A 24,686-nucleotide genomic window follows, 5' to 3' on the forward strand; every position below is an offset into this window, starting at 1 on the left:
GAAAGATCGAGGCTAGGTACCACCAGACCGCCATATGCTTGGGGCCGGGATATCTCCTGTGCGCTAATGCCTTCGAGTCCGTGAAATTGTACGGCGAACGCCTTTTGTCCGCGAATCCCTCCTGAAGAGTCGAGTGAAATTCCAATCGGAGATATGCAAGAAATAGCTCATTATTCTTATCCACCCGAACCTCCTGGCAAATACGCCGCTGTCGGCGCATTGTCGATAGAGCGATTATGCCAGTGTTTCGATCGCTAGTCACGAAAGGGCAGGTTGGAACAGTCCGGTAGTCCCATCTACCGCCAGTATCAGGCACTACCGGCCACCATCCGGCAGTGCCGATCATTTCGGTAGTTCCCGACAGTGCCAGTAGCCGCCTATACCGAGCACTTACAACCCCTGAAATCCTTTCGCTGCAATTACTCGATCCACTACAAAGGAATAAGGCAACCAACGGCGGTCAGCCTGAAATCCTCTTCGAACGAGCCTCGACTTTCGGACCTATCGGAATATCGGGAAAGTACGGAGAATAATTCGCACTCGAAAGGACATTTCCATGGAGAACACGCCTGTGAACCGTCACGACAATTGCAGTGCATGTGGCGGTGGTGGTGGTGAGATCGCCCTGTCGCCGGCGCAGACGGCTGAGGTAGTCGACCGACGTACGTTGGCCATCGACGAGGCACTTCGCCTCCGTCTCGTCAAGCGAGTCGAACAGGACTACGAGTTCAACGCTCGCGTATCCTCGGAGATCCAGGGTGAGCACCGGACCGCGGTGGCGGAACGGATCGTGCACCAGACGATCGGATTCCTGACGCTGGTTGCGAAGAACCCCGGAATCGGGTTCTCGCCCAGTTCGCTCGTCGACATCGGTTGGCACAACTTCATCCTGTACACACGTGAATACACCGCGTGGTGCCAGGAGACCGGTGGCCGCTATATCCATCACGCGCCGTTCGACGAGGCCGGAGTCGACTACGGCACCGGTCATTCGCACCGGACAGTCGATGCTCTGCGTGAGTTCGGATGGCTCGTGGACGAGGAGTTGTGGGCGAGCAAGTTCGTCTACGACTGCGGTACCTGCAACGTCGGCGGCTACGACTGCACGTCGACCGATGGCGGGAATGTTCCCCCACACGCCCCGCATTCGGTGGCGCTGCGAGCACCGAACAACGGCAATTGCGGTAGCCAGGACTGCAGCGACGCGTGCGGAGGTCCCGACGGTCTCGTTGGGCGCGCGCGGGCTGCCCTGGCCGCGCCGAACAACGGCAGCTGCGGTAGCCAGGACTGCAGCGATGCGTGTGGAGGGGGCAGCACGGACTGACCGCGCGACGTCGGCTCCGCTGCTGGACGGCCCTGACCACCATTCCTATGGAGTGGTGGTCAGGGCCATCTTCTGTTCGGACAACCTATTCAGATGCGTGGGCCGCGGGTCGGTCCGGGTCGCCGGGCCTGTTGTCGTAGTTGTTCGCGGCGTTGGGCTTTGTGTTGCTCGGCGAGGCGGCGTTGTTCTGCCGCGCGTTGCTCGGCGGCCTCTCGTCGCGCGCGGTCCGTGTCGACGATCGGATCGGGCCTCGCGGGTTGCAGGGACGGTGCCGGCTGCTGTCCGGGGCCTGCGTGTGCGGGCACCGCTACGGGCGCGGTGACTGTCTTGATGCGGGCGTTGACCTGATCCCACGCGCGGGCCGCTTCCCCGTGTTCGGGTCGGTCTCCGATAAGAGTGCGATCGGTGTCGATGCCGAATTGTTCTCGATAGGCCCCGACTTGACCGGCAGTGACCTGCCAGCGCAGTCGGGCACCGCCGGAGTCGGGAACCTCGCCGAGGTGGCGGGTCCAGGCGGGTTGTTCGTCGATGGCGTGCTGTCCGAGCTCGCGGGTGCGTTCGGCGATCTCGGTGTAGCGGCGGCGGCTCCAAGCGACGAGTTCGGGGTCGATTCCCTCGCGGTCCTGCATCGGCGGCAGCACCCAGCTCGGGGCACTGTGGTCGCGTGCCTCTCGGCCGAAGGGCCAGCGCCGTTCGGCTTCGTCGAGCAGATCCGCTGCACTCGGGTCGGGGTCGGTGACACCGCGCCGCAGTTCCACGATCGCGGCGTGGGGGTCTTTGCCTGCGCGTTCGGCATTGCGTAGATGGGCGGCGAGGTCGGGCCACGCCCCATCGTCGCCGAGGATGGTCTCGGCGTGCTCACCGAACTGTGTCCGCAGCGCCGGTTCGATGCTCTGCGTCCACGCGTGCATCTCGTCCGCGCCGTTCTCGATGTGCTTTTCGAGTCGCCAGTGCATGACGGCGGAGACGGAGTCTGCGCTGGCGAGTTCTCGCTCCGAGCGTGCGGCGGCGAGGGTGTGGGCGGCGCCGAGGCCGAGCTGCTCGGCGCGGCGGTATTGGTGGACGAAGGTGTCCCATTCGGCTTCGGCGATCATCGTGTTCGCCAACTCCGGACCCATGTTCTCGCGGACGATCGCTTCGATGCGGTGCGCGTCGATGAGCTCTCCCGCGTACTCGTATCCGCCTACGTTGTAGTCGAGCTTGCGGTGCGCGACTGCGGCGTCGCGTTGCTGTTCGGTCGCCGAGACGTCCGCGCCGTCGCGGCCGATGATGGTCCGCACGACTTCGTCGGCGATCTTTTTGTCCGGATGCACGTGGATCAGGTGCGGGTCGACGATCCGGTCGATGGGCACGTACAGCTGACTCCTCTCGCGGCCGCGGGTGAGGGCGACGTAGAGGGCTTGACGGTTCATGGTGTCGTCGACGAGAACATGGACCTGGTCGACGGTCATGCCTTGCGACCGGTGGATGGTGGCGGCGTAACCGAGCTCGCAGTGCTCTTTGACGTAGTCTGCCGGCAGTCGGATGCGCCCGCCGTGTTCGAGGTGGCGCACGGTCAGCGATCCGTCGCGGTGCGCGGTCTTGACCGTCCACAGGTCGCCGTTGCGCACGCGTTCCCCGCGGGTTCCGGTCACGCGCAGGCTGGTGTCGTTGCGGCGGGTGACGATGAGATCCCCTGCGCTGGCGCGAAGTCCGTCGGAGAGGTCGTTACCGCCTTTCTTGACCAGTCCCTTGGCGAGTCGTTCGGTGCGGGCCCGGTCGTTGAGGTCGCGGACGGCGTGGTTGCTGTTGGCGATCATCAGCGACGTCGTGTCGGTGTCCGAGGTCTTCGCCCAGGCGATGAAGACTTTCTCGGCGAGGTCGTCGGCCATGCCGTGCTGCACGCGGTCTTTCGCGGCGTACCAGGCGGCGACGGAGGTGTCACCGTCACGTAGACGCAGGGAGATCTCGGCTTCTTCCTTGTCGCGGAAGCGGTGGACGTCGACCAGCTCCGGTGCCGCGCTCGATCGGGCGACCAGGCGCAGTGCGCCGCCCGTATCGACGGCGGCGAGCTGCTGTGGGTCGCCGAGCAGGCGGACCACTGCGCCGTGCTCGGCGGCGATATAGGTCAGCCGGTCCAAAATGTGTGTCGAGGCCATGCCTGCTTCGTCGACGAGGATCATCGCGCCCGGGGTGATGCCGGTGTCGAGTTCGTTCTCGTAGCGGGTGAGGACGTCGTCGATGGTGCGGCCGGTGACCCCGAGTTCGGTGCCCAGGACGTCGGCGGCTTTCGCGGACGGTCCGAGGGCGATCACGTCGTATCCGGTACTACGCCAAGCGTCGACGACGACGCGCATGGCGGTGGTCTTGCCGGTTCCGGCCGGACCGACGCCGGCGGCCAGGAGGGCCCCGGAGAACAGGAAGTGCTCCACGAGTGCCTTCTTGTCCGCGCCGACGTCCCAGCCCTTGCGTTGGGTGTGCGCGGCGAGGGCTGCGGTGTAGGCGTGGGCGGGTGCCAGCACCGCGGTCGGGGTGCGGGCGGCACCGACGAGGCGGTGTTCGGCGGCGAGGATCGCTGCGCTGGTGTACGTTTCGTTGCCGTGAACGGTCAGGATCGACGCACCGTCGCTGCGCTGCAGCGCTGCCGGGATCGCGTCGACCTGGCGAGTCAATCGGATGGACTCTGCGCCGAGGGCGGCTTCGGTGACCTTCTCGGCGACCGCGTCACGCTCGGCCGCGGTGCCGAACACCAGTGGCCGCAGTTGTCGTTGGACTTCGGCTTGGATGTGCCAGCGGTTCCAGCTCGAGCGTTGCTGTGCGATGCGTGCGACTGCGGTGCGGGCGATCTCGCGGTGGTCGATCGAGGCGGCTTCGGTGACGGTGATCGTGTTCCCGGTGCTCTTCTTCAGGGCGGAGTTCAGGGCGCGTCGGCCGACGACGTCGAGTGCGCGTACGCGCCATTCCGCGCGTTGGGCACCGAGCGATTTCGGGGGTGCTTTCTCGTTGCGGGTTTCCAGAGTCGCTTGGTCGGCGAGTCGCATCTGCGTCGCGGTCGAGGGGTCTTTGCCGTGGGTCTTGCGGTAGTCCGAGACGAGCTTTTCCATGCGTGACTCGATGGCGTCGCGGCGGGAGAACTCGCTGAGCAGTGCAGTGGGGATGCCTTCTATTTCGCGGACGGCGCGTTTGTTGATTCCGGTGCCGGGCCGGTTGGCGAACACGGTGCCGAGCTCGCGGGTGACGTACTCCTCGATGAGGGTGTTGTAGCGCTCGGATGCGGCGACGGCGAGCTTGTGCAGCACGCGGCCATCCAGGCTGCGCCATTTGCCGTCGACGCCGTGCACTTTGGTGGAGATCGCGACGTGGGTGTGCAGGTTCGGGTCACCGTTGCGATTGTCGCGGTGATCGAACCGGGTGTACATCAGGCCGGTCGATTCGATCTGTCCGACACCGGCTTTGCCGACCCGGGTGTAGGAGGCGTTGTCCTCGACCCAGCCGATGGCGTCGCTCACCGCGGCGCTGTGTGCGCGCTCGATCGCGACGCGGGTGTCGTCGTCGCCCAGGCCCCAGAGAACGGACACCGATTTCTGTGGAGTGAACACGCAGTCGTAGCCGGCGACGGGTTGGCGTTCGCGGCGCTGCTGCGAGGCGATGTAGCGGACGAGCTCTGCTTCGCTGGCCGGTGATCGCCCGACTTCGCGGTGGAATTCGTCGGCTCCGACGCGGTAGCGGATCTGCTGGCACTGGTCGGCGGTGAGCGGTTTTCCGCCGGCGGCGCGGTCGTTGTCGATCTCGGCGCGGATGCGTTTCATCAGCGGCACCTCGTTGCGGAAGCTCGCGAACTTGCGGCCGAGCCGCACGCTCTCGATGGCCGCGTTCGCCTTCGTGCCGTCGAGGACGGCGGCCTCGATCAACGCTTGGGCTTCAGGGTGCAGGCCCTCACCGAACAGCGCTTTCATCTGGTCCTCGCGGACGTACCCGGACACCCCGAGCTCGGCCGAGGCCCGCCCTCCCCAGATGCCCGGCTCGGTGCCTTCGGCCGCGTAGTAGTCGGTGAGGTCCTGGCCGCGTTCGCGGCGAATGTCATCGCTGGCGACCTCGCGGGTGAGGTAGGTGTAGCCGTCGCCCGCGTGCAGCGCGTGAACAGTCATCATCGCGGGCACTGCCGACGAAGAGGTGGTGTGCGACGAGATCTCACGGGCCGATCTCGCTCGAAATCTGCTTCTGAATCGCGCGGCACAGTCGCGATAGTACGCAGATTCCGCCCATGGACACTAATAGTGCAAGAGGTGTGTAGCGTTTAGTTTGTTATTTCGCAAACGGTTACAGAAAATCCGAAGTTGACAGCATCTGCATTCCGGACGAATTAGAACGTGCATGGACGGTGAGGGACGAAAGTTGTAGCGAGACAGCTCGATCAGGGCGACGCTGGGTGCGTATGACCCTTTCGCCGGCCATCATGTTGGCAGTAGCCTGTCTCGTATGACTCCCTCGAACAATGGACCGGTCAGTGCTCGGGAACGGGCTCGGCGAGCGAATGCGCAGCGGCTGTCAGAGGCACAGTTGTGTTTGAAGAATCAGGAGCAAGATTTGATTTCATATTTCGATGCCACCCGCGACGAACAAAGGATCAACGACGATGTGACCTCGAGGATCGAGCGGTTGCAGCGGGACGCGGAAGCCAAACTTGCTGCGGCGTATGAGAGACGCGCTGGAGCACTCGCGAAGCTCAAGAACCGCGGTGAAACATACGCCAGTATCGCTGCCTTGGTGGATCTCTCGGTGCCGGAGGCGACGCGGTTGGTCAAGTCGACGATGGTGTCACGTGCGACCGCCATGCCCGATGTTCATCCGGATGCAGAGGATGACGCGAGTGGATCGCGTAGCACCGAGGAGAATGTCGAAGGCCGTCGCGATTCTGCACCAACTGCGACTGTAGAGCTGTCGGTGGATGGAGACGCGGGGGCGGATGGAGAGGGCGCGCGCAGCATCGCCTGACAAACGAGCGGAGCTCACGCCGCAGGCTTCACGCCTGCACACATCGAAGGTTCTAACTCAGTGCCACACAACGGTTGTTCGAGAACGCCATGAGAACGCGCGCCCACTGCACATCGTTACGGCGGAATATTTATGTCGTTGTCTTGGTGTTGAAATCGACTCGAGGTAGGAGGTGAACGATCGTGATCGCACTTATTATCATCGGCTTGATCGTCGTAGGAGCGCTGTGGCGCGCTGGGAAGTCCGAGTCAGGTTGGCGGTTCGCTCCCCTGCGGGCAACGGGAGTCATCGCCAGCGGCGTGTTTCGCATCGGCTTGTTTATTGCGTCGATCATGTTTGCCGTAGTCGTTACTGTTGCCATCGGCGTGTTGCGCAGCACCTCCCAATAGATCGTCGAAGCTTCATCACGTGGCGAGCTTGCGGCATGATCTGACTGTTTCTCGACCCGCCTTCAAAGCTCCGCGCCATCTCAGCCTCGTAGCGTCTGCGCAGATGCGCGTTTGGTGTTCTACGGTCGAGCTGTGGCGTGCGTGTCAGCTCGGAAGGCCATCCGTTCAGGCGCACGCCAAGCGAAGCAACGCAGGTGCGCGAAACGGTGCCGTAGCCAATTGCCGTGTCGCTGAAGAGCGCGGATATCGGCGCTGGTTACGCTCATAGATAAGAATGCGGTTGCGCATTGCGAATGTGTCGATGAAAGGTTTTTCGGCTGTGGCAAGACGAGTGACAACCCAATTGGTGGACGATATCGACGGGTCGGTCATCGACGACGAGTCCGGCGAAACGATCGAATTCGCGATCAACGGCGTCGAGTACTCGATCGACCTGAAGGCGAAGAACGCGAACGAGTTTCACAGGAAGCTCGACTACTACGTCGGACACGCGACGCGAGTCGGTGGCCGCAAGCGCAAGCCCACCCCCGCTGCCGCGTCGGCCGCGACAGCGGCCGGCGGATCGGGCAAGCGTGATCCGGAGCAGACGCGGGCGATTCGGCAGTGGGCATTCGATCAGGGCTACGAGATCAGCGAACGCGGCCGCATCCCGGCCGACATCGAAGAGGCGTACAACGCCGCACACTGACAGGCGGGTGAGCCGCCTGCGTCGACGTGAGCGGGCGGCTCCCTGTTCGCTCTGATTTGCCGCGAGTGCGGCGCGCTGCGCAGCACCCGTTGACAACTCGTCGAAGTTTCGGCGAGAGGCCGAGTTTGCGGCGCGGGCCGAACGTTGCTCGGTGCACGGGTGCGCTCTGCTTCAGCGACGTAGCAAGTTCGCTTCGATCTGTGCCGGTCGATCTATACCCTGAATTCAGACCAGCAGTTCATGTGCCCACTCGTACACCCAGTGCGGCAACGCGGGTGCGTCGAACGGTGCGGTAGCGAATTCTGATTCGGTGCGAACTGCGCACTCGGGAATCGCGTCGACGGTGCGGGAGCCGAAGGATCGAGCAGCGACGATCCACTGTCCACGGTGATGCACTCGGATTGCAGTCGACACTGTGCACCGCCCGCCGGAGTATCCGGCGGTCAGCTTGTGGCAGTCCCATTCGACGTGCTGGTTCTGTCCGAAGAAGTGTGTCAACGTCTCGGCGAAGGATGGCCCGTAGAGGGTCCCTCGGTCTGTGTCGATGCGGATGAAGTTCATGGTGGCGGCCTCTTCGAGTCATAGCGGCAATGCGAGGTGTGCGTGGAAAGTTGCTCAGAACAGGGGATTCTGGTTGCGCGCCGCGAGAATCTCGCGGAACGCTCGGAACTTGCCTAAAAGGTCTGAGGCGACGGCCTCGGTGTAACCGATGGACAGCGCGACGTCACTCAGTGTGTTGCCGGCGGCCAGCGCGTCCTCTACCTCACGCCCGACAGCGAGGTCCTCGACTGCGTCTGGATCCAGATGCTCGACATCGACGGCGGCCAATCGTGCAGAAGCGACAGCAGCTCGACGCCGCTCTTCGCCCGACTCTGGCCCTTCCCGCGCGGTCATCGTGTGCTGCCGCTGCGGAAGGCGTTCAGGCGGTTCGTCGCTTCACGTTGCGCCCTTCCGATTTCGACGAGCTGGTCGAACAGGAATTCCTCCGGCGCTTCCTCGGCGAGCTGCTGAATTCTGATTCCGGCGTCGAAGAAGCTACGTCGGTAGCTTTCCGACAGGACCATGCCGGCGTATTCGTTTGCCGATGCTCCGCATGCGTTCGCTGCGGTGACGTCGGTCAGTGTTCGACGCAGCCGTGCACCGCGGTGTCCGCTGGCCCCTGACCGGACAAGGACGCCCAGAACACTCGCGGGGTCGTGTGGGAGGTTGTCGATGATCAGCTCCTGCACGATGCCGTACAGCTCGCGATAGACGGGATCGTGGAAATCGTTGGCCTGCAATGTTGCTGAAATGCGGGCAGCCTCTTCGGTGTCCTGCAGCCACATCAGTGCGCAGATGACCAGTGCTTCCGGTGCCGTCTCCGGATGGTCCGTCAGATCAGCGTGATCTTCGTCGTCGGCGGGTTCGACTGCTCTCAACGGGGTCATCTGTTTGCCTCGTTTCTCTTTGCGGGTCTGTTGCGGGAGAACTGGATTCGATAGTCCGGTGGCGCTTTGCTTGGTCCTGCCGCGTTCATCGTCATTTTGCGGAGGTGTAGGTCAGATGTAGAGAAGGTTCGGTGGCGCAGAGCCGTCGAACTGCTCGAGGCTGTCGAGGACGGCGTTGTAGTTCTCGGGCCTGCAGCTTCCGAGTCCGATGATGAGGGCACAGGTTCCGTCGAGTGTGACGAGGTAGGACGGCGGGCTGCCGTTGTCGGACGATGCGTGCTCGCGTGCGTCGAGGAGGGCGATACGGACGGCATCGGCGGCGGCGCGTTTCGCAACTTCGAGGTTGGGTTCCGCTCCGGTTGCGGTAAGGATCTCGGGGTTGTCCTCGGGGTGTGTGGTGACTGTCCAGGTGATCATCGTTGGTTCCTTGTCGCTCGTGCCGGCCCAGTTGCTTGTCGTCGAGCGTCACACGAGGTCCGCAACGATTCGTTCGATGCGGAGACCGATCAGGCGAGGCTGTGGATAACTGTGGCGTCGAGTCAGCCTGTGGATAAACGACGTTCGGCCCCGGGGTTGGGGCCGAACGTGTGGTATCAGACGTCGTCGAAGACATCGAGGAGTTTGGCGGGGTCGCGGCGGTAGCGTCCGCCGTCGAGAAAGACACCAACGGCAGCACGGTGAACGCGTCGGAGTTCGGCCATCAGGGTGTCGTAGCCGACGCGGTCGGTGATGCGCCAGGTCACAGGTCCCATATGCAGGTCTACCCAGTGGATGGTACGACGTTGTTCGGAGCTGTAGCGGTGGTGCGGCACCGCAGTGTGTTCGGGGCTGTCGAGCCACAGGACAGAGATCGCGGCGGCGCCGAATTCTGCGCCTGGTTGGGCGGGATGGGGGGCTTGTCCATCGGCTCCGGCAAGTGCGGCGCGGACGGTGGCGAACCCGGTGATGACCGCGGAAACTGTTTCGGCACTTCGGAAAGTCATCATGACGTGACCGAGTGCGACGATCATCTGCGCTTCGTCGGTGGCCGCGGAGGTAGCGGTGATAGTGGCCTGCTGGGGTCCGGCGACCAAAACCGTGGTGTGGGTGACAATTCCGGTAGTCCGGGCATTGTGTGCGGCAGTGGTCCGTCGTCCTGTGCTGGAAGCGTTCTGCGGCATGTCGGGCTCACTTTCTGTTGCGGGACCGGCTCCCCCGGCCTTTTCGCTCTGCCAATTTCTTTCGCCGTCATCTGGCTCGAAGGAGAGAAGGCGGCGCACTGGACCGGCGTCCTGGCCCTGATCCGCAAAGTTTTCAGCCGCAGGCGCTTTGAAAAGTTTTCGGAGCCCACCGGGCCGGAGCAACGCGGAGTCAGGGTTGGGTAAGACGGGTCAGGGTGTTGCAAGCTCGACCGGAGCCAGATGTGCGAAAGAAATAGTTCTTTCTGCAGGGCGAAGCGCAGCAAAGCTCAATCCGGAGACCGCCGGAGGTGGTCCCAGGGCAGCACACGTTTCGACGCACGCTGAACCACCCGAGGCGACAACCTCCCAGCCATCAACAGTCTGGGGCGATTGTGCGGGAGCAACGGAGAGCAACAAGGCTCGATGTCGCGGCAGCACTTCTATTCTGCAAACATGCGATCACGCTCGCTGGCTGGCTTGTCACCCAGCTCGGATTCCCCGTCCTGGCGGCCCTCGACGATCCCGGCGGTGACTTCTTCCCACTTCCGATATCGGCGCATCGCGGTCGATGCAACGGAGCCGTCGGTTTCTCTACCGATTCGTGCCCACGACCATTCACGGTGTGCGTGTCGAAGCCGCGCTGTCTCTGCAACTTCCGGGGTGAGGGCGTCTACTGGTCGTCGGTGCGTGTCCGCCGCGTCGACCTGTTCTCCCCACGAGCCGTCTTCGCCCTCTGAATTATCCCCGCTCAGGCTGTGGCCTTCGTGACTGAACTCTGCATCTGTCCAATCCACCACTTCTGTTGCAGCACTTAGCCCGGACTCCTCCCCTGCGGCCCCGCGAGGCGCACGAAGGATGACAGCCAACACTTCAGTCATGGCAAGGAGCGCGATAGGTGCAATGGTGGCAATACCCGCCGAGACCACGGCCGGAAGCAATGTCGCAGTCAACACCGCGTGGTACGAGTTACCCGCAATCGACGCCGATGCGGCAACACGCAAGATCGTGACGACGAAGCGACGGCCCTTGATCGTGCGGTGGTCCGTGTGATTCGACAGCGCAATGGCTGTCACTGTTGTCGAGACGATTGCGCCGTCCAGCACGATCGGAATCACCCAGGCTTCACCGGGACCTATCCCTGCCATCACCGCGAGATCACGCAACACAGCGAAACTGAGCCAGAAGGACGCCCCGGCGATGCCAACTGTCAACGCAACGGCTGTTGCGAGAGCCCACTGCAGAATCGCTGGATGTAGCGCAACGACCTCTGACGGCTTCGTTGTCAACGGGGTTGCCGCGGAGTGTGATCGGCTCATCGGATTCTCGGTCCTCGTGCGAGGGGGCCCGTTCGTTGCGGGAACGGCGCACCGTCGTTGAATCTGTTGCGCAACGACTCCAAGTAGTCTTCGATTGCCGCATTGACGAGATCCGACGGGCCCCGCGGCGCGCCGGGCGTTGCGGACAGCGCTTCGGCCGCGTTGAGAAGATCGTCGACGGTGGACTGGTAGAGGTAGTACGAGCGCTTCTGTTTTGTGTTGTCCGGTGACGGTTGCGCACCGGTCTCGGCCGACGAAACAGTGTCGTGGGGCTGCCGCGAGTTCTCCGGCGGATCGACCGGGCTCGATCCGGCGAGTGCGCTCTTCATACGTTCGGGCCGGGCCATCACAGGTGTCCCTTCGTGAGCAGCGTAAGAGTGTCGCGATAGATCGTGGACAGGCTGCGAGATTGTGTGGTCCCCCAGTCGAACAGGCTGGTTTGGGCCTCCATCGAGTCTTTGATGACAACCCGCTTGGGAACGGCGTCACCGAGGACGTTGATGCTCGCGGCGATCTCGACCAATTGTTCTCGGCCGCTGATCGTCGCGATCTCGTGGAGGTTGACGATCGCACCGAGCATGTCGAGGTCCGGGTTGTAGCTGCGCTTGACTGAATCGATGGTGCGCAGTAACCGCGCGAGTCCATTGGCTGAGAACAGCGCGGACTGAGTCACGACGACGGCTGCGCGCGCCGCAACAAGGGCGTTGATGGTCAGCAGATCGAGGCTGGGTGGGCAATCGATGAGGACCACGTCGTACACGCCCCGTACGACGTCGATTGCGTCGCGAAGCCGCCGTTCTCGGCCAGCGCCGGCGACGACCAATTGATCGCGGACATAGGCCAGGGACTCGTTTCCAGGCACCGTGGGTACCAGGTCTACGCCAGGCCAGATGGTGGGGACGACAGCGTCGGCGATGGTCGCGTTCGACGACTCGGCGAGAACGTCGGCAACACCGACATCGTCGCTCTCGAGCTCGGTCCTGGTCAGGACTGTGCTGGCGTTGCCTTGCGGATCCACGTCGACAACGAGCGCGCGCTTCCCCGCTTGGGCGACGGCGTAGGCGAGGTGAAAGACGGTGGTGGTCTTGCCCACCCCGCCTTTCTGGTTGCAGAACGCAAAGATGTCAGCGGGCATGGTGGGTCTCACTTTCCATGGATGAATAGGACGAACTGGCGGTATAGCGGGAATGGGATGCAATGCACGCCTTGGAACCGAGGGATGAGTCGCACCCTGTAAAAGTGTTGGGTGAATTACAGGTAAGGGGCGCGATGCGTGAGTCGCGTGCCATAAGCGAAAGACGCTCCATAGTGGCATGAAAAGCATTTACCAACAACACATCCCGAGCTTGACTCTCATCCTTTGCAGGCATTGGAGGTATGGCCACTGCGGGATGTTTGACGCCCGTCGCCAGCGAGTCATCTGAGGCACTCTTTGCGGGTAATTCAGGCATGGGACTGGCGGGCAACGCCGCCGTACCGCTAGCGGGAGCGGCCTGCACCGGCGGGCTGTTGCGCTCGTGCCCAAGCAACCAAGTGTGTTGCTGTGGTTGCATCTTCGAGCATTTTGCGTACACAACGGATACGAGCAAGAGCGCGGCAAGGATTGAAAAATCGAGGTCTGAATGACGGTTCGCCATGCCAGGCAACTCAGTGATGTCAGCATTGCAGATGGATCGAAAGCTCAACTGATACCTCCATAGTGGTGACGTATGAAAGACAAGGGACTTCGTTCGTTCCCTTCGGACCCCCCATGGCCCCTGAGCCAATTTCCGCACCCACGTTGTCCGCTCCACGCCCGATAGCCCCGCGCCTCGGCGGGCGCGTGGCTAATCGGTATCGCCACCTGTTCGATGATCAGTCGAGCTGGTGGTGCCTCGGGGCCGGTCTCCGAGGATTTACAAAGGGTGCACAGGCCGGCGGCAGGCTGGTGTTACGTCGGGCTCTGCCAGAAAACGACGCTGCTTCGGCACATCAGGCCTTGCTAGGAAGCTCCGTAGCCAAGGTTTATGCGGCGCGAGCAGAAGAACTCGACCGCGCTGTCGCGGGTCGAGACATGCGTCATCGCCCGCTTGGCCCCTGACCGAAATCGAGGGCGGAGAACGGTGACTCGGCGAAATGTCTTGAATGACTTATCAAGACGCTCTATGATCGGTGACGAAGCTCCTTCCTCACGGGTTGTGGTTTCGACGCCCTCGGCCTCAGTGCTGGTAACACTGAGATCTTCCGGGGGCGTTTCATTTTCCTGAGGGACAATTGGCTCTGGGCCTCACGCGACGCCTGAGCTGGCATCGGATTGTGCCTCGAGACCTTCGATGTACTCGTCGATGGCCGTATCCGGGATCAGCCGGCGCTTGCCGACCTTCACGCTCCGGATTTCTCCCGACGCGATCTTGTTGAAGAAGTTGGAACGTCCAAGTCCCGTGCAAGCCATAGCCTCCGGGACAGACAGCAACCGTCTGGGCATCTTCAGCACCTCCACTGAATTGTGTAGTAGAGCCACATTATGCAGGACATTTCTGGTCAGTCCACGTGGTTCCACCACAGAGTAACAAGTACGTAGCCATCCCACAACGGGGAGCCATTCTCCGCTAGACTGCGTAACCATGACGCAGTCGTGGGCGGAATCGATCGTTGCCCGGGTCGCCTCGGAAGTGCGCCGACTTCGAGGTAAAGACCACTCCGCTCTGTCCGCAGCAAAGCTTGCCGACAGGACGGTTGACTTCGGGTGGGGGATCTCGCGATCTGTAGTCGCGGACTTGGAGACCGGACGCAAGAAGAGCTTGGACGTCTCGGAACTCTTGATTTTGGCTGCGGCACTGGGAGTCTCACCAGCACAACTGGTCTATCCGGACCTCCCCAAGGGAAGAGTCGAAGTACTCCCAGGGCTCCAGCAGGAGTCTCACGATGCCCTTCGCTGGTTCAGCGGGGAGGCTGGGCTGATGCGGCCGAGCTCCGAGTGGACCGAGGAGGAATCCGACGCTCCTTTCGGGATGTGGGTACGTGACACCTTCGACCCGAAGAACGATCGCGTTGGGATCACTCGTGAATGGCTTGATGCGTTGAAGGCGATGCGGCGTGCTCGGGTGCAGCTCCGAAACGGCCTTTCCAAGAATGAATCAGCTGAGCACATCGAGTCGATGCAATACCTGTACGAGGATGCTCGACGGCGTTCGGAAGAGCTCTTTAGACGGATGACCGAACTGGGCATGAACACGCAGGACGAAGAGGATGGCTAGGCAGCAACTGCCGCCACAGATCAAGAAGATCTACGTCACCAATCGGTCTACAGGCAGTACCGAGTTGCGGTATCAAATGACCGTCGACGCTGGTGGTGCCGACGCCACCGGCACCCGGGCGTCGAAGCGGACGCAGTTGCGTCGTCGATTTCTTACGGAGAAGGACGCTCGCGCAGCCCTGTCCAAGGTGCTCGAGGAAGTCTCGAAGGGGACATTCGTTCCCTCCTCGACCACCACGGTCGAGGAGGCTTGCGCTGAGTGGCTTGCCGGACGACGCGTACGAGAGTCCACTAAAGCCGCGTACACCCATGCCCTTCAACCGCTGCGCGATACTTACGGCGCGCTAGCGGTGCAGAAGTTGACCAAAGGTCACTTGGACGCTCTGGTGAACGATCTGTTAGCCGGCAGCTCGGTCAAGCCCGATGGCCAACTGCGACGTCCGTGGAAGGCCACTTCGATCAATCCGATGCTTAACCTTGTAAGCGCAGTCCTCACCGGGCTGATGCGAGAAGGGCGATTGGTACGAGACGTTGCCGCGCTCGTCGACCGCGCGCCCCGTGTGCACGTCGAGATGCAGACATTCACGGAGGACGAAGTGCAACGCCTCCTGGAAGCATCGGCGTGCGATCGGAACGGCCACGCTTGGCTGCTTGCTCTGAGCGGCCTCCGACGCGGTGAGCTATGCGGGCTTCGATGGAACGATGTCGATCTTCACGCCGGCAGCCTGACAATCAACAACACGCGAGTCTCGGTCAATGGACGTGTCGTGGAGGGCCCTCCGAAGACAGAAAAGTCCAAGCGCACGCTTCCCCTCACACCAGCCCTAAAATCCGCACTCGAAACTGCACACCGCTTGCAGGGTGTGGAACGAAAGAGCTTGACCTACGTCGGCCCCGGCACCTACGTCGTGTCCGACGCTGTTGGGCGACCTTTTCATCCCGATACGGTCAGCGACTATTGGCGCAGGCTATGCATCAACAGCAAGGTGTCCGACATCCGCCTCCACGACGCCCGCCACACGTGTGGGACTCTGCTGCACCTTCAGGGCGTGCCGATTGCCGTCATCTCGGCATGGCTCGGGCACTCGGACAATGCATTCACAATGCGCACCTACGTCCATTCTCAGAACCATGCGCTACTGGGCGCAGCCGACACTTTGCAGTCACTCGTCCGGCGTCGCGACGAGCCATCCGACGATGCGCGTTGACCGGCGTTTGTCCGCAACCGTCCACATAGGAGCAGGCAGTCTCACCAGCCGCTGTTCCGGCGAGTTCTGCGGCACTTGTGACATTCTGTGACACTGAGCTCGCCTCATCGGCAACGAATCCCATTATAGATAATACAAAAGGCCAGTTCAGGCCCTATTTTCAGTGGAGCCTCCTAACGGGATTGAACCGTTGACCGCTCGCTTACAAGGCGAGTGCTCTACCGCTGAGCTAAGGAGGCAGTGAAGCGAGACCATCGTATCCGTTCATCGGGCGCTCAGTGTCAACAGGTACCTTGTCGGTGGATCACCCCAGCAACAACGTAAAGACGGTCATGACTTTCCTGCAAGACCTGACGGCTTCGCTGAGCCGTCTCACCGGTGAGCGTCGGGCCACCATCGATACTCCGACGGCAGCACCGTCACCCCTTCGTCCGATCGATCTGACCGACGATGCGTCGGTGGCGGAGGTGCTGGACCTTGCCGTTCGCGTCGGTGAGGTGCTGTTGGCCTCGGGAACATCAGCGGTGGACACCGCGACACAGGTGCAGTACATCGCCGCGACGTACGGCCTCGCACGCTGCGATGTCGACGTCACGTACAACTCGATCACTCTCAGTGCGCACCGCGGGCCGACGCGTCCTCCGGCATCGACGTTGCGCATCGTGAATTACCGATCGATGGACTTCACCCGGCTGGCCGAGGTCGACCGTCTCATCCGCGCGGTGCGCGTGAAGATGCTGCCGCCGAGTGCTGCACTCGATCGGCTCGAAGAGATCACCAAAGCTCCGCACCCCTACAACCGGTGGATCGCAACCCTCGCGTGGGCCGGTATGGCCGCCGCCATCAGTGTGCTGCTCGGCGGTGGCCCTCTGGTGGCCGTTGTCAGCTTCCTGACCACCATGGTGATCGATCGCATCGGACGTGTCCTCAACCGGGCCGGTCTACCGTTCTTCTTCCAGCAGGTCGTCGGCGGCTTCGTGGCGGCTACACCAGCAATCACGCTGTACAACTTTCAGGACCAGCTGAACATCAACATTTCGCCGTCGCAGGTCATCGCTGCCGGCGTCGTCGTGTTGCTGTCGGGCCTTTCGCTCGTCGGTACGTTTCAAGATGCGATCACCGGTGCGCCCATCACCGCGTCGGCCAGGTTCTTCGAAGTGTTGATGATGACGGCAGGAATCATCGCCGGTGTCGCAACCTCGCTGCGATTGGCGTCGTTGATCGGTAGCGACCTTCCGCAGATCAGCAACCTGGCACCACCGGACATCTTGGAGGTACCGACGAAGGTGCTGGCGGGTGCGGCGGCGTCGTTGTTCTACGCGCTGGCCAGCTACGCCGAGCGGCGTGCGCTGACGGCAGCGTTCATGGGCGGTTTCGCGGGCTCACTCGTGTACTTGCTGTCTCAGACACTGACCGTCGGACCGATCATCGCCTCGGCTATCGCGGCGACCGTCGTCGGCTTCGCCGGTGGCCTGCTGGCCCGTCGCGCACTGATCCCGCCGTTGATCATCGCCGTAGCCGGCATCACGCCCCTGCTGCCCGGTCTGGCGCTCTACCGCGGTCTGTACGCGATCCTCAACGACCAACTGTTGCTCGGAATCAGCTCGCTGTTCGCGGCGTTGGGTGTCAGCTGCGGCCTGGCCGCCGGCGTGACCCTGGGCGAATGGGGTGCCCGCACGCTCCGTCGACCCCGCATCATCGCGCGCACCGAGGAACTACTTCGCCCGACGCTTCGCCGGACAGAAGAACCGCGCCGACCGACGGTTCGTCGGCGGCGCGGTTCGAGTGCTTCGTAGAAGGCGGAACTCAAGCCTCGGTGCTGGGGGTTCCCTCAGCAGAAGCGCGTGCAGCAGCATCGGCCTCCATGGCCTCACGCAGGCTGCGCGGACGCATGTCGGTCCAGTTCTTCTCGACATACTCCAAGCAGGCGGCGCGGGTGTCTTCACCGAAGACGACACGCCATCCCTGAGGGACCTCGGAGAACGTCGGCCACAGCGAATGCTGGTCTTCGTCGTTGACCAGCACGAAGAAGCGTCCGTCTTCGTCATCGAACGGGTTGGTACTCATCTCGCCTCACTCGTCGCGAACGTTTGATTTACAAGTCTGCACCGTGAGGTGCCACACGACCCTAGCAACGCAGGACCGGCCTCGGTGCCGTCAGGCCTTCAAGAAGCCGAGTAATTCTGCATTGACTGCCTCGGGGCGCTCGAGATATCCGTAGTGCCCGGCATCGGCGATCTCGACGTAACGGGCCCCCGGAATAGCGTCGGCCAGCTCCTTGCCCAGGTACGCCGGGATCATCCGGTCGTCGGCGAACCCTACGGACATGCACGGCACAGTCACACCGCGATAGGCGGACGTTCGATCGAAATCGTCCTCCATGCCCAGCTGAGCGCGGACTCCGGCCGAGGGCGAAGACGACGAGAACTCGAACAGATCGAGCCAGTCGCGGGCACTGCGCCCGTCACGCAACGTCGCAGGCGACAGGTTCATCACGGCCGTCACCGCGGCCGAATACGTGCCCGGGAGTTCGACGCGCTTGTCGTACAACGCTCGTTCACCGTGTGCGAGGGTCTTCTGAAACTCGTCGACTCTGGCGTGACCAGCAAGGAACACGGCCTTGCGCACCAGGTCAGGCCTGCTCAGGGCCAGCTCCTGCGCGACGCGCGAGCCCATCGACGTTCCGACGACGAAAGCTTTTTCGCCACCGTTGCGGACGAGTTCGATCAGGCCGGCAGTGTCGGCGACCATCGCCTCGATCGTGATGCCGTGAGCGCTCTCCGACGACGGCGCGATCCCACGATTGTCGAACGTGCACACCCGGTAGCCCGCTGCTGTGAGAGCGGGCACCTGGTGCAGTTCCCACACACGACCGGGGCTGCCGGTACCCATGACGAGAACAACCAGGTCTCCGCTGCCCTTGACCTGGTAATTGATGTCGATGCCGTTGATCTTGGCGATAGGCATAGGTCTCCTCACTGGCTGATACGTCCGTCGGCGATCGTATCGTTCGGTACGGACCAGGGGTTACTCGTGCAGCCAGTGGGTACCTGCAGTTACATGACTGACGAGAACGTAGCGGGCGAAGCACGCAAAGGATTGCTCGACGGAATCAAGGGCAAAGCCAAAGAGGTCGCCGGCGCGGTGACCGGCAACGACTCGTTGACGGCCGAGGGCCAGTTACAGGCCGCTCAAGCGCGCGAGCACAAGGAGGCCCAGGCCACCGAGCGGGTAGCGGAGGCGCAGGCCACCGAGGCCGGCGAGGAACTGGCCGACGTGCGCACCGCAGCGGAGAGTCGACGCGAGGCCGCAGAAGAGAACGCCGCCGTCACCGAGGCAAATGCCGATCGGGTGCGGCAAACACAGGTGGTCGCAGCCGAGCAGAACAAGCGCGATGCCGTGACGCAGGAGCGCGCTGCCGCGGAGGTCGAGGCGACGGCCGAGCAGATCGAAGCCGACGAGGAGCGCCGCATCGAGCAGGCCGCCGCCGATTCCGACGAGATGGTGGCCGCGCAGAAGCACCAGGAAGCACTCCTTCAGGCCGAGGCCGATCGCAAGAAGGCCGAAGAGCTTCGCAACCAAGCCTGACCCACCACTACATATCAGGAGTTTCGCTACATGAGCGTTTCAGCCCTACCACTGACCATTCTTCGAATTCAGTACAAGATCGCTCGAATTCCGTTGCAACTCATCGAGACCAACGTCGTAGAGAAGATGAGCGCGGAGTCCCCCGCTCGCCTGGTGTACGAGCACACACTCGGATCGCTCGATCGCGCCGTCGGAAACTTGCTGGGAGACAAAAGCCTGTCCGATCGAGGTGAGACCCTCGTCGACAGCACCGAGAGCCGCGCCGAGGCAGCGCGATTGGACGCCGAGGCCCGTGCAAAGAAGATCGCCGCGGACGACGAGCTGAAGGCAGCGCGCGACACCGCCGAGAAGGACCGCCGCGCAGCCGACGCTGCCGCTCAGGAAGCTGCGCGTGACGCACGGCAGGAGGCCGAGCAGCGCAAGCGCGAGGCCGCTGAGGATGCCGAGCGCAAGGCGACCGCCGAGAAGAAGAAGGCCGACGAGCAGGCGGCCGCCACGGCCAAGGCAGCCGAGGATCGCAAGAAGGCTCAGCAGGCTCAGGTCGACAAGCAGGAGAAGCAGGCTGCAGCGCCCGCCGAAGCCGAGCTGGCAACGGCCGCAGAACGTTCCGAGGAAGCCGAGAGCAAGAGGGACGAAGCGGAACGCATCGAAAAGCTGTTCCTTGCGGAGAAGAACAAGGACTAGTTGGTACGAATCGGTTCTACAACAACCTCTTCCAGCCCCGCACCGTGTTCTCGGTGCGGGGCTGGATTGCGTTGTGGGTGGCCGGTTCAGGTGATGTGGGGGCCTGCTCGGGCGTGGGATTGTCGGGGTTGTCGGTGGGGGTCGACGGTGGCCGGGGGTATGAACCAGGGGTGGTTGTCGGTGCCGATGAACACTTCCCAGTCCGAGTGGTGGATCAGGCGGTGGTGGAATCCGCAGAGGAGGACGAGGTTGTTCATGTCGGTGGGGCCGCCGTCGGCCCAGTGCCAGATGTGGTGGCCTTCGGTCCAGGCGGCGGGTTTGCCGCAGCCGGGGAAGGCGCAGCCGTGATCGCGCGCTGTCAATGCTCGTTTCTGTTTGGCGGTGACGGTGCGGGCGGTGCGGGCGAGGTTGAGTGGGTTGCCGGTGTCGTCCATGACGATGGCGGTGAGGACGCAGTCGCAGGCGAGTTGCCTGGAAGTGTTGCGCGAGAGCGGTCCCATCCAGGGCAGCCAGCCGACAGAGGTGCCGTCACCGAACAGGTCCCGATAGGCGCCACGATCAGCGGCCGGTCCGGCAGCGCTGTCGCAATCATCGCCGCTGCCGCTGGCACCACCATCGCCGCTGCCGCAGCTTCCGCAGTCCGGTTCGGTTGCGGTGCCAGTGTTCTCGCCACTGCCACAGCCACCGCCACTGTCATTGCCGGCTGCGCTTGCTGCGGTGCCGCGGAGGTCGGTGAGGTCGCGGAGGTTGATGTGGAGGTTGACGTGGGGTTTGTCGCCGCCTTCGTTCGGGCGGTCGCTGGAGGCGAGGTAGTGGTCGAGGATCTGCCCGAACGCGTCCGCTCTGCGCTTGGCGGGGCTGCGGGGGTCTTGGGTGCCGTCGACGGCGGGTCTCGGTTCGGTCAACGGTGAGAGTGCGGTGAGCAGTTTTTCTCCGGTGACGGCGTCGAAGTCACCCTTCAACGCCAGGCGTCCGTTCAGGGTTTTGGAGGCGAAGAGTTCGTTGCGGTCGGTGTCCTCAGCAGGCGGCTTGTTGCCGCCGTAGAGGTCGTTCAAGCGGGTGATCGCCGCGCGCAGTGGGCCGGTGCGGGCGTCGGGTCCGGTCGCGGCTTTGATCAGCGCTGCCCGAGCCATATCTCGCCCGACCTGCGGTAGGTGTTCGGGTGGGGTTTCGGCGAAGTCGAGGATCAGGGTGGCATGGTCGAGGGACATGACACCGGTGTTCACTGCGTCGGCGATATCGGGGAAGTTCTTCAACCCGCGGGCGAGGGCGAGAATCTTGTTGGCTTTTCCCGCCGAGAGCAGGGTGGTGGAGGTGAGCCAGCCGGCGGGGCCGGGGAAGCCGAGTTTGTCTTTGCCGACGCGGGTGTCGATTTCGGCGACGAGGGCGATACGGCGGGCTTCGAGCAATTGGATTTGGTGGGAGACGTCAGCGGCGGCGGCGAGGAGTTGGTCCTCGCTCAGTTGCCAGATCGCTGTGGTCATGCCATGAAGTGTATCGAACGTGCGTTCGACTGGCAATGATGATCGAATCCAAAACTATTGCCGTGCTTAACTATTCGACAAGACAATCCTGTCGGTAGGTTGTGCTAGGCACATCAACTGCCGATCCTGAACGTCGCCCGATATGCACTGGGCGAGACTCCCAACTCCGCGGCAAGCTGGTTTCGCAGCGACGTTGCTGTGCCGAATCCGGTGTCGTGCGCGATGCGTTCGATGGTCAGGTCCGTGTTCTCGAGCAACTCCCGAGCCCGCTGGATGCGTTGCGCGACGATCCAACGGGCGGGCGGAACACCGACTTCGGCCGCAAATCGCCGTGAGAACGTCCGAACACTCATCGCCTGGTGCCGTGCCAAATCCTCCACCGACAAGGCCGTATTCAGATTGCGCAGCGCCCATTCTTGAGCGTCAGCCGTGGACGTCCCGTGCGTACGGGGCACCGGACTGTCGATGTACTGCGCCTGACCACCGCTGCGATGGGGTGGCACGACGGTTCCTCGGGCCACCCGATTGGCCACCGCCGCACCGAAATCCTGACGAATCATGAACAGGCACAGATCGATCCCCGACGCCTCCCCCGCCGCGGTGAGTACGTTGCCGTCCTCGGTGTAGAGCACGCTCGGGTCGAGCAACACCTGCGGGTACAGCTCGGCGAACCGGACAGCCGACTTCCAGTGTGTGGTGGCGCGTTTGCCGTCGAGCACCCCCGATGCGGCGAGCACGAACGATCCCGTGCAGATCGACGCCAGCCGTTGGGTCGACAAAGCGTCGAACAGCGGTGATACCGCACGACCATCGGTCTCGTAGTCTTCATCGGAGGCCGGAACCATCACGGTATCCGCCTCGGCCACGGCGTCGAGCCCCCGTTCGACGAGTATCCGCACGTCGGAATCGGTCCTGATCGGGCCAGGCTTGTCGGTGCAGGTGATCACCTCGTACAACGCGTCGCCGGACTCCGATCGCGCCTGCCCGAACAAGCGATGCACGATGCCCAGCTCCATCGAGAGGAGGCCGTCGCGCACATAGACCGCGATGCGATGCGTCATAGCTGATTCCTCTCCTCGTGCGCCTTTTGCATACCCATAGGGGCGCAAAAGGCGCACGAGGGAGCGCAGCGACGCGTGTGGCCGAATTCTTTCATATGTTGTCATTTCTGCCACTGTTTCCTGGGTCCATCGTGGCCCAGGATCGAGTGCATGAACATCCTGTGGGTGTACGCCCATCCCGAACCTCGCTCGCTCAACGGCGCTCTTCGCGACGCCGCGCTGAAACAACTCCGCGTCGACGGCCATACCGTCGAACAGTCGGATCTATATGCAATGCAATGGAATCCGGTGGTCACCTATGAGGACTACGGCCACGATCCGACGAAACGGTTCCACGTGGCCTCAGCGTCGAGCGCAGCCCTCGCTGCCGGCGCCCAGGCCCCGGAGATCGCGGCGGAGCAGCAGAAACTACTGCGTGCCGACGCCGTCGTGCTGCAATTCCCGCTGTGGTGGTACTCGATGCCCGCGATCATGAAGGGCTGGGTGGATCGAGTGTTCGTGGAGGGATTCGGCTACGGCGTCCGGGCATCGGACGGCAGCACCCGGCGCTACGGGGATGGCGTTCTCGCCGGGAAGCGCGCGATGGTCGTCGTCAGCATGGGCGGCAGCGAACACACCGTGTCGCCGCGCGGAATCAGCGGCAGCCTGGATGAGCTGCTGTACCCGATTCAGCACGGCATCCTGTTCTACACCGGAATGAATGTACTGCCGCCGGTACTCGTGGCAAGCGCCGATAGGATGACCGACACCGATTATGCCGCAGCAGAATCGGATTTGATGCAGCGAGTGAAAGGCCTGCAGACCGACGAGCCCATTCGCTACCGCAGCCAGAACGGCGGCGACTACGATCGCCGCTTCATACTTCGCGAAAACATCGACGCCGACGAGACCGGCATGCGAATACACACCGAACGCTGATCAGGTGAGAATTGCGGCAACGTTGCCCGTGAGGTCGTGCGCCTTTTGCGTACCTATGAGTGCGCAAAAGGCGCACGACGGAGCGCAGCGACGCTTGTGACCAAAGCTGATCAGTCCAGAACGCGGGCGAGGAACGCACCGATGTTCTCTCGCACTGCGGCGGTGCGGTTTTCGACATCGAAGTCTTCCTTGAACTGCCGGCCCAATGCCGGAGTCTTCTTCTTGCGCGCATAGAGCGAGCACGCGAGGTCCGAGCAGAGGTAGGTTCCGACGGTATTGCCGCGCCTGCCGGATTCGCCGGCCTTTGCAGCAGCCATCAACGACACCCCGCCGTTTGCGTGCGTGGTGAGGCAGATGCTGCACATCTGCGCGGTACGCGGGCCGCCGGGCTTGTAGCGGAGCGCAACCCCGCGTAGTCCATCATGTTGCGGGACAACGAGATAACTCTTTCCAATCAGCTTGGGGTCGACCCAGCCGAGGAAGTCCAAATCGTCCCACGGTACGAGCTCGAACGCATTGGGGAGGGTGAGCCGGTTGGCGTCGCCCTTGGACGAGTTGACGAACGACGACCTGATGTCGCGCTCGGAGATGGGTTCCATTGTCACTGCCTCCACTGCTGTAAGAGAGTATCGATTCCGTCGAGAATGCGGACCCAGGACTGCTGCGAGTCGGGTGCGCTGTGGCTGAACGAGCCGGATGCGTCGAGGCTGGCATAGCCGTGAAACAGGCTGCCCAGCAATCGAACAGCGTGAACTTGGTCCGCCTCGGTCAGGTGATAGCCCCGCAGGATGGCCTTCATCATCGCCGAGTGCCGCACCCCCGCACTGGCCATCGCGGTCTCGTGATCGAGCGGAAACTGCGTCGCAGCATAGCGACCGGGATGCTCGCGCGAATAGTCGAGATACGCGTTCGCGACGGCCACCAGCGCGTCCTTGCCTGCGCGGCCGGCCAGTGCCTCCGACACCCGGTCGGCCAGTTCCTCCAACGCCAGCAACGCGATGCCGACGTTCAACTCGTGCGCATTCTTCAGATGCGAGTACAGGCTCGCCACTTTGACATCGAAACGCCTGGCAATCTCGCTCGCGGTCACACGCTCGAAGCCGACCTCATCGGCCAGGTCGGCTCCCGCACGCACGATGCGTTGCGCGTTCAATCCGGCACGTCCCATATCGGCCTCCTCGTTCGAGGACACCGTATCCAAAACTAATACCTATAGGCAAATAGCTACAT

Annotated in this window: 27 protein-coding genes and 1 tRNA gene; 10 read left to right on the top strand and 18 right to left on the bottom strand. The window is 62.9% G+C overall.

Translation table 11 applies throughout. The features are described 5' to 3' along the window. On the bottom strand, nt 1–184 hold a 184-nt coding region (locus RHODMAR_RS28810; protein ID WP_232433527.1), incomplete at its 3' end, for a hypothetical protein. A 372-nt stretch (nt 185–556) separates the two neighbouring features. On the opposite strand from RHODMAR_RS28810, the gene RHODMAR_RS26800 reads away from it, so the two are divergent. Further along, entirely contained in the window at nt 557–1,324 is a 768-nt protein-coding gene (locus RHODMAR_RS26800; protein WP_008709962.1) for a glycine-rich domain-containing protein, read from the top strand. 89 nt (nt 1,325–1,413) lie between these two features. On the opposite strand, the gene mobF is transcribed toward RHODMAR_RS26800, so the two are convergent. Beyond that, nucleotides 1,414–5,454, bottom strand: coding sequence for a MobF family relaxase (gene mobF, locus RHODMAR_RS00225; protein WP_008709963.1), 4,041 nt, complete (start codon nt 5,452–5,454; stop codon nt 1,414–1,416). Nucleotides 5,455–5,782: 328 nt separating this feature from the next. On the opposite strand from mobF, the gene RHODMAR_RS00230 reads away from it, so the two are divergent. The 3 genes from RHODMAR_RS00230 to RHODMAR_RS00240 all read left to right on the top strand — a co-directional run bounded on the left by RHODMAR_RS00230 (nt 5,783) and on the right by RHODMAR_RS00240 (nt 7,375). Continuing rightward, entirely contained in the window at nt 5,783–6,298 is a 516-nt protein-coding gene (locus tag RHODMAR_RS00230) for a hypothetical protein (protein WP_008709964.1), read from the top strand. Nucleotides 6,299–6,480: 182 nt separating this feature from the next. Then, a complete protein-coding gene (locus RHODMAR_RS00235) occupies nt 6,481–6,687 on the top strand; it encodes a hypothetical protein (RefSeq protein ID WP_008709965.1) in 207 nt (68 codons plus the stop codon). Nucleotides 6,688–7,006: 319 nt separating this feature from the next. After that, on the top strand, nt 7,007–7,375 hold the full coding sequence (locus RHODMAR_RS00240; RefSeq protein WP_042937345.1) for a histone-like nucleoid-structuring protein Lsr2: 369 nt from the start codon (nt 7,007–7,009) through the stop codon (nt 7,373–7,375). 225 nt (nt 7,376–7,600) lie between these two features. Here the strand turns inward: RHODMAR_RS00240 and RHODMAR_RS00245 are convergent, their stop codons facing one another. The 9 genes from RHODMAR_RS00245 to RHODMAR_RS00285 all read right to left on the bottom strand — a co-directional run bounded on the left by RHODMAR_RS00245 (nt 7,601) and on the right by RHODMAR_RS00285 (nt 13,757). Beyond that, on the bottom strand, nt 7,601–7,936 hold the full coding sequence (locus RHODMAR_RS00245; protein WP_008709967.1) for a hypothetical protein: 336 nt from the start codon (nt 7,934–7,936) through the stop codon (nt 7,601–7,603). Between the two features lie 54 nt (nt 7,937–7,990). Further along, nucleotides 7,991–8,269 carry a hypothetical protein gene (locus tag RHODMAR_RS00250; RefSeq protein ID WP_008709970.1) on the bottom strand — a complete coding sequence of 93 codons (279 nt, stop codon included), beginning with the start codon at nt 8,267–8,269 and terminating at the stop codon, nt 7,991–7,993. Continuing rightward, nucleotides 8,266–8,802: a DnaB-like helicase N-terminal domain-containing protein gene (locus tag RHODMAR_RS00255; protein WP_008709972.1), complete on the bottom strand. Its 537-nt coding sequence runs from the start codon at nt 8,800–8,802 to the stop codon at nt 8,266–8,268. Before RHODMAR_RS00255 ends, RHODMAR_RS00250 begins: the two co-directional genes overlap by 4 nt. A 111-nt stretch (nt 8,803–8,913) precedes the next feature. After that, nucleotides 8,914–9,219, bottom strand: a complete 306-nt coding sequence (locus RHODMAR_RS00260; protein ID WP_008709973.1) for a hypothetical protein — start codon at nt 9,217–9,219, stop codon at nt 8,914–8,916. Nucleotides 9,220–9,395: 176 nt separating this feature from the next. After that, entirely contained in the window at nt 9,396–9,962 is a 567-nt protein-coding gene (locus RHODMAR_RS00265) for a hypothetical protein (protein ID WP_042937347.1), read from the bottom strand. Nucleotides 9,963–10,402: 440 nt separating this feature from the next. Then, on the bottom strand, nt 10,403–11,278 hold the full coding sequence (locus RHODMAR_RS00270) for a DUF2637 domain-containing protein (RefSeq protein ID WP_008709977.1): 876 nt from the start codon (nt 11,276–11,278) through the stop codon (nt 10,403–10,405). After that, the gene (locus tag RHODMAR_RS00275; protein ID WP_008709979.1) at nt 11,275–11,625 is read right to left on the bottom strand and encodes a hypothetical protein; all 351 of its coding nucleotides are present in this window, start codon (nt 11,623–11,625) and stop codon (nt 11,275–11,277) included. Before RHODMAR_RS00275 ends, RHODMAR_RS00270 begins: the two co-directional genes overlap by 4 nt. Next, the gene (locus RHODMAR_RS00280) at nt 11,625–12,413 is read right to left on the bottom strand and encodes a ParA family protein (protein ID WP_008709981.1); all 789 of its coding nucleotides are present in this window, start codon (nt 12,411–12,413) and stop codon (nt 11,625–11,627) included. Before RHODMAR_RS00280 ends, RHODMAR_RS00275 begins: the two co-directional genes overlap by 1 nt. 1,131 nt (nt 12,414–13,544) lie before the next feature. Then, nucleotides 13,545–13,757, bottom strand: a complete 213-nt coding sequence (locus RHODMAR_RS00285; RefSeq protein ID WP_230074464.1) for a helix-turn-helix transcriptional regulator — start codon at nt 13,755–13,757, stop codon at nt 13,545–13,547. A gap of 124 nt (nt 13,758–13,881) precedes the next feature. Here RHODMAR_RS00285 and RHODMAR_RS00290 point away from each other — a divergent pair, with 124 nt between their 5' ends. Beyond that, the gene (locus RHODMAR_RS00290; protein ID WP_008709984.1) at nt 13,882–14,514 is read left to right on the top strand and encodes a helix-turn-helix domain-containing protein; all 633 of its coding nucleotides are present in this window, start codon (nt 13,882–13,884) and stop codon (nt 14,512–14,514) included. Beyond that, nucleotides 14,507–15,721 (top strand): tyrosine-type recombinase/integrase, encoded by a 1,215-nt coding sequence (locus tag RHODMAR_RS00295; RefSeq protein WP_008709987.1) that lies wholly within the window; start codon nt 14,507–14,509, stop codon nt 15,719–15,721. Before RHODMAR_RS00290 ends, RHODMAR_RS00295 begins: the two co-directional genes overlap by 8 nt. Nucleotides 15,722–15,885: 164 nt before the next feature. Here RHODMAR_RS00295 and RHODMAR_RS00300 read toward each other — a convergent pair. Next, nucleotides 15,886–15,960, bottom strand: a tRNA-Thr gene (locus RHODMAR_RS00300). A gap of 93 nt (nt 15,961–16,053) precedes the next feature. Between RHODMAR_RS00300 and RHODMAR_RS00305 the strand changes: the two genes are divergently transcribed. Beyond that, entirely contained in the window at nt 16,054–17,517 is a 1,464-nt protein-coding gene (locus tag RHODMAR_RS00305; protein WP_008710006.1) for a threonine/serine ThrE exporter family protein, read from the top strand. A 10-nt stretch (nt 17,518–17,527) separates the two neighbouring features. Here RHODMAR_RS00305 and RHODMAR_RS00310 read toward each other — a convergent pair whose 3' ends face one another. Both RHODMAR_RS00310 and RHODMAR_RS00315 read right to left on the bottom strand, forming a co-directional pair. After that, nucleotides 17,528–17,788 (bottom strand): MbtH family protein, encoded by a 261-nt coding sequence (locus RHODMAR_RS00310; protein WP_008710007.1) that lies wholly within the window; start codon nt 17,786–17,788, stop codon nt 17,528–17,530. A gap of 90 nt (nt 17,789–17,878) precedes the next feature. Continuing rightward, nucleotides 17,879–18,688 carry an alpha/beta fold hydrolase gene (locus RHODMAR_RS00315; protein ID WP_008710008.1) on the bottom strand — a complete coding sequence of 270 codons (810 nt, stop codon included), beginning with the start codon at nt 18,686–18,688 and terminating at the stop codon, nt 17,879–17,881. A 93-nt stretch (nt 18,689–18,781) separates the two neighbouring features. On the opposite strand from RHODMAR_RS00315, the gene RHODMAR_RS00320 reads away from it, so the two are divergent. Both RHODMAR_RS00320 and RHODMAR_RS00325 read left to right on the top strand, forming a co-directional pair. After that, on the top strand, nt 18,782–19,309 hold the full coding sequence (locus tag RHODMAR_RS00320; RefSeq protein WP_008710009.1) for a hypothetical protein: 528 nt from the start codon (nt 18,782–18,784) through the stop codon (nt 19,307–19,309). Nucleotides 19,310–19,339: 30 nt separating this feature from the next. After that, entirely contained in the window at nt 19,340–19,993 is a 654-nt protein-coding gene (locus tag RHODMAR_RS00325) for a hypothetical protein (protein ID WP_008710010.1), read from the top strand. 86 nt (nt 19,994–20,079) lie between these two features. Here the strand turns inward: RHODMAR_RS00325 and RHODMAR_RS00330 are convergent, their stop codons facing one another. Both RHODMAR_RS00330 and RHODMAR_RS00335 read right to left on the bottom strand, forming a co-directional pair. After that, on the bottom strand, nt 20,080–21,477 hold the full coding sequence (locus tag RHODMAR_RS00330) for an HNH endonuclease signature motif containing protein (RefSeq protein ID WP_008710011.1): 1,398 nt from the start codon (nt 21,475–21,477) through the stop codon (nt 20,080–20,082). A gap of 113 nt (nt 21,478–21,590) precedes the next feature. Beyond that, a complete protein-coding gene (locus RHODMAR_RS00335; protein WP_008710013.1) occupies nt 21,591–22,538 on the bottom strand; it encodes a GlxA family transcriptional regulator in 948 nt (315 codons plus the stop codon). Between the two features lie 150 nt (nt 22,539–22,688). Between RHODMAR_RS00335 and RHODMAR_RS00340 the strand changes: the two genes are divergently transcribed. Then, on the top strand, nt 22,689–23,456 hold the full coding sequence (locus RHODMAR_RS00340) for an NAD(P)H-dependent oxidoreductase (RefSeq protein ID WP_008710014.1): 768 nt from the start codon (nt 22,689–22,691) through the stop codon (nt 23,454–23,456). 110 nt (nt 23,457–23,566) lie between these two features. Here RHODMAR_RS00340 and RHODMAR_RS00345 read toward each other — a convergent pair whose 3' ends face one another. Both RHODMAR_RS00345 and RHODMAR_RS00350 read right to left on the bottom strand, forming a co-directional pair. Next, on the bottom strand, nt 23,567–24,055 hold the full coding sequence (locus RHODMAR_RS00345) for an FBP domain-containing protein (protein ID WP_008710015.1): 489 nt from the start codon (nt 24,053–24,055) through the stop codon (nt 23,567–23,569). Nucleotides 24,056–24,057: 2 nt separating this feature from the next. Next, nucleotides 24,058–24,624, bottom strand: coding sequence for a TetR/AcrR family transcriptional regulator (locus RHODMAR_RS00350; RefSeq protein WP_008710016.1), 567 nt, complete (start codon nt 24,622–24,624; stop codon nt 24,058–24,060). Between the last annotated feature and the right edge of the window lie 62 nt (nt 24,625–24,686).

Origin of the sequence: Rhodococcus sp. AW25M09, assembly GCF_000333955.1 — a bacterium.
GTDB lineage: Bacteria > Actinomycetota > Actinomycetes > Mycobacteriales > Mycobacteriaceae > Rhodococcoides.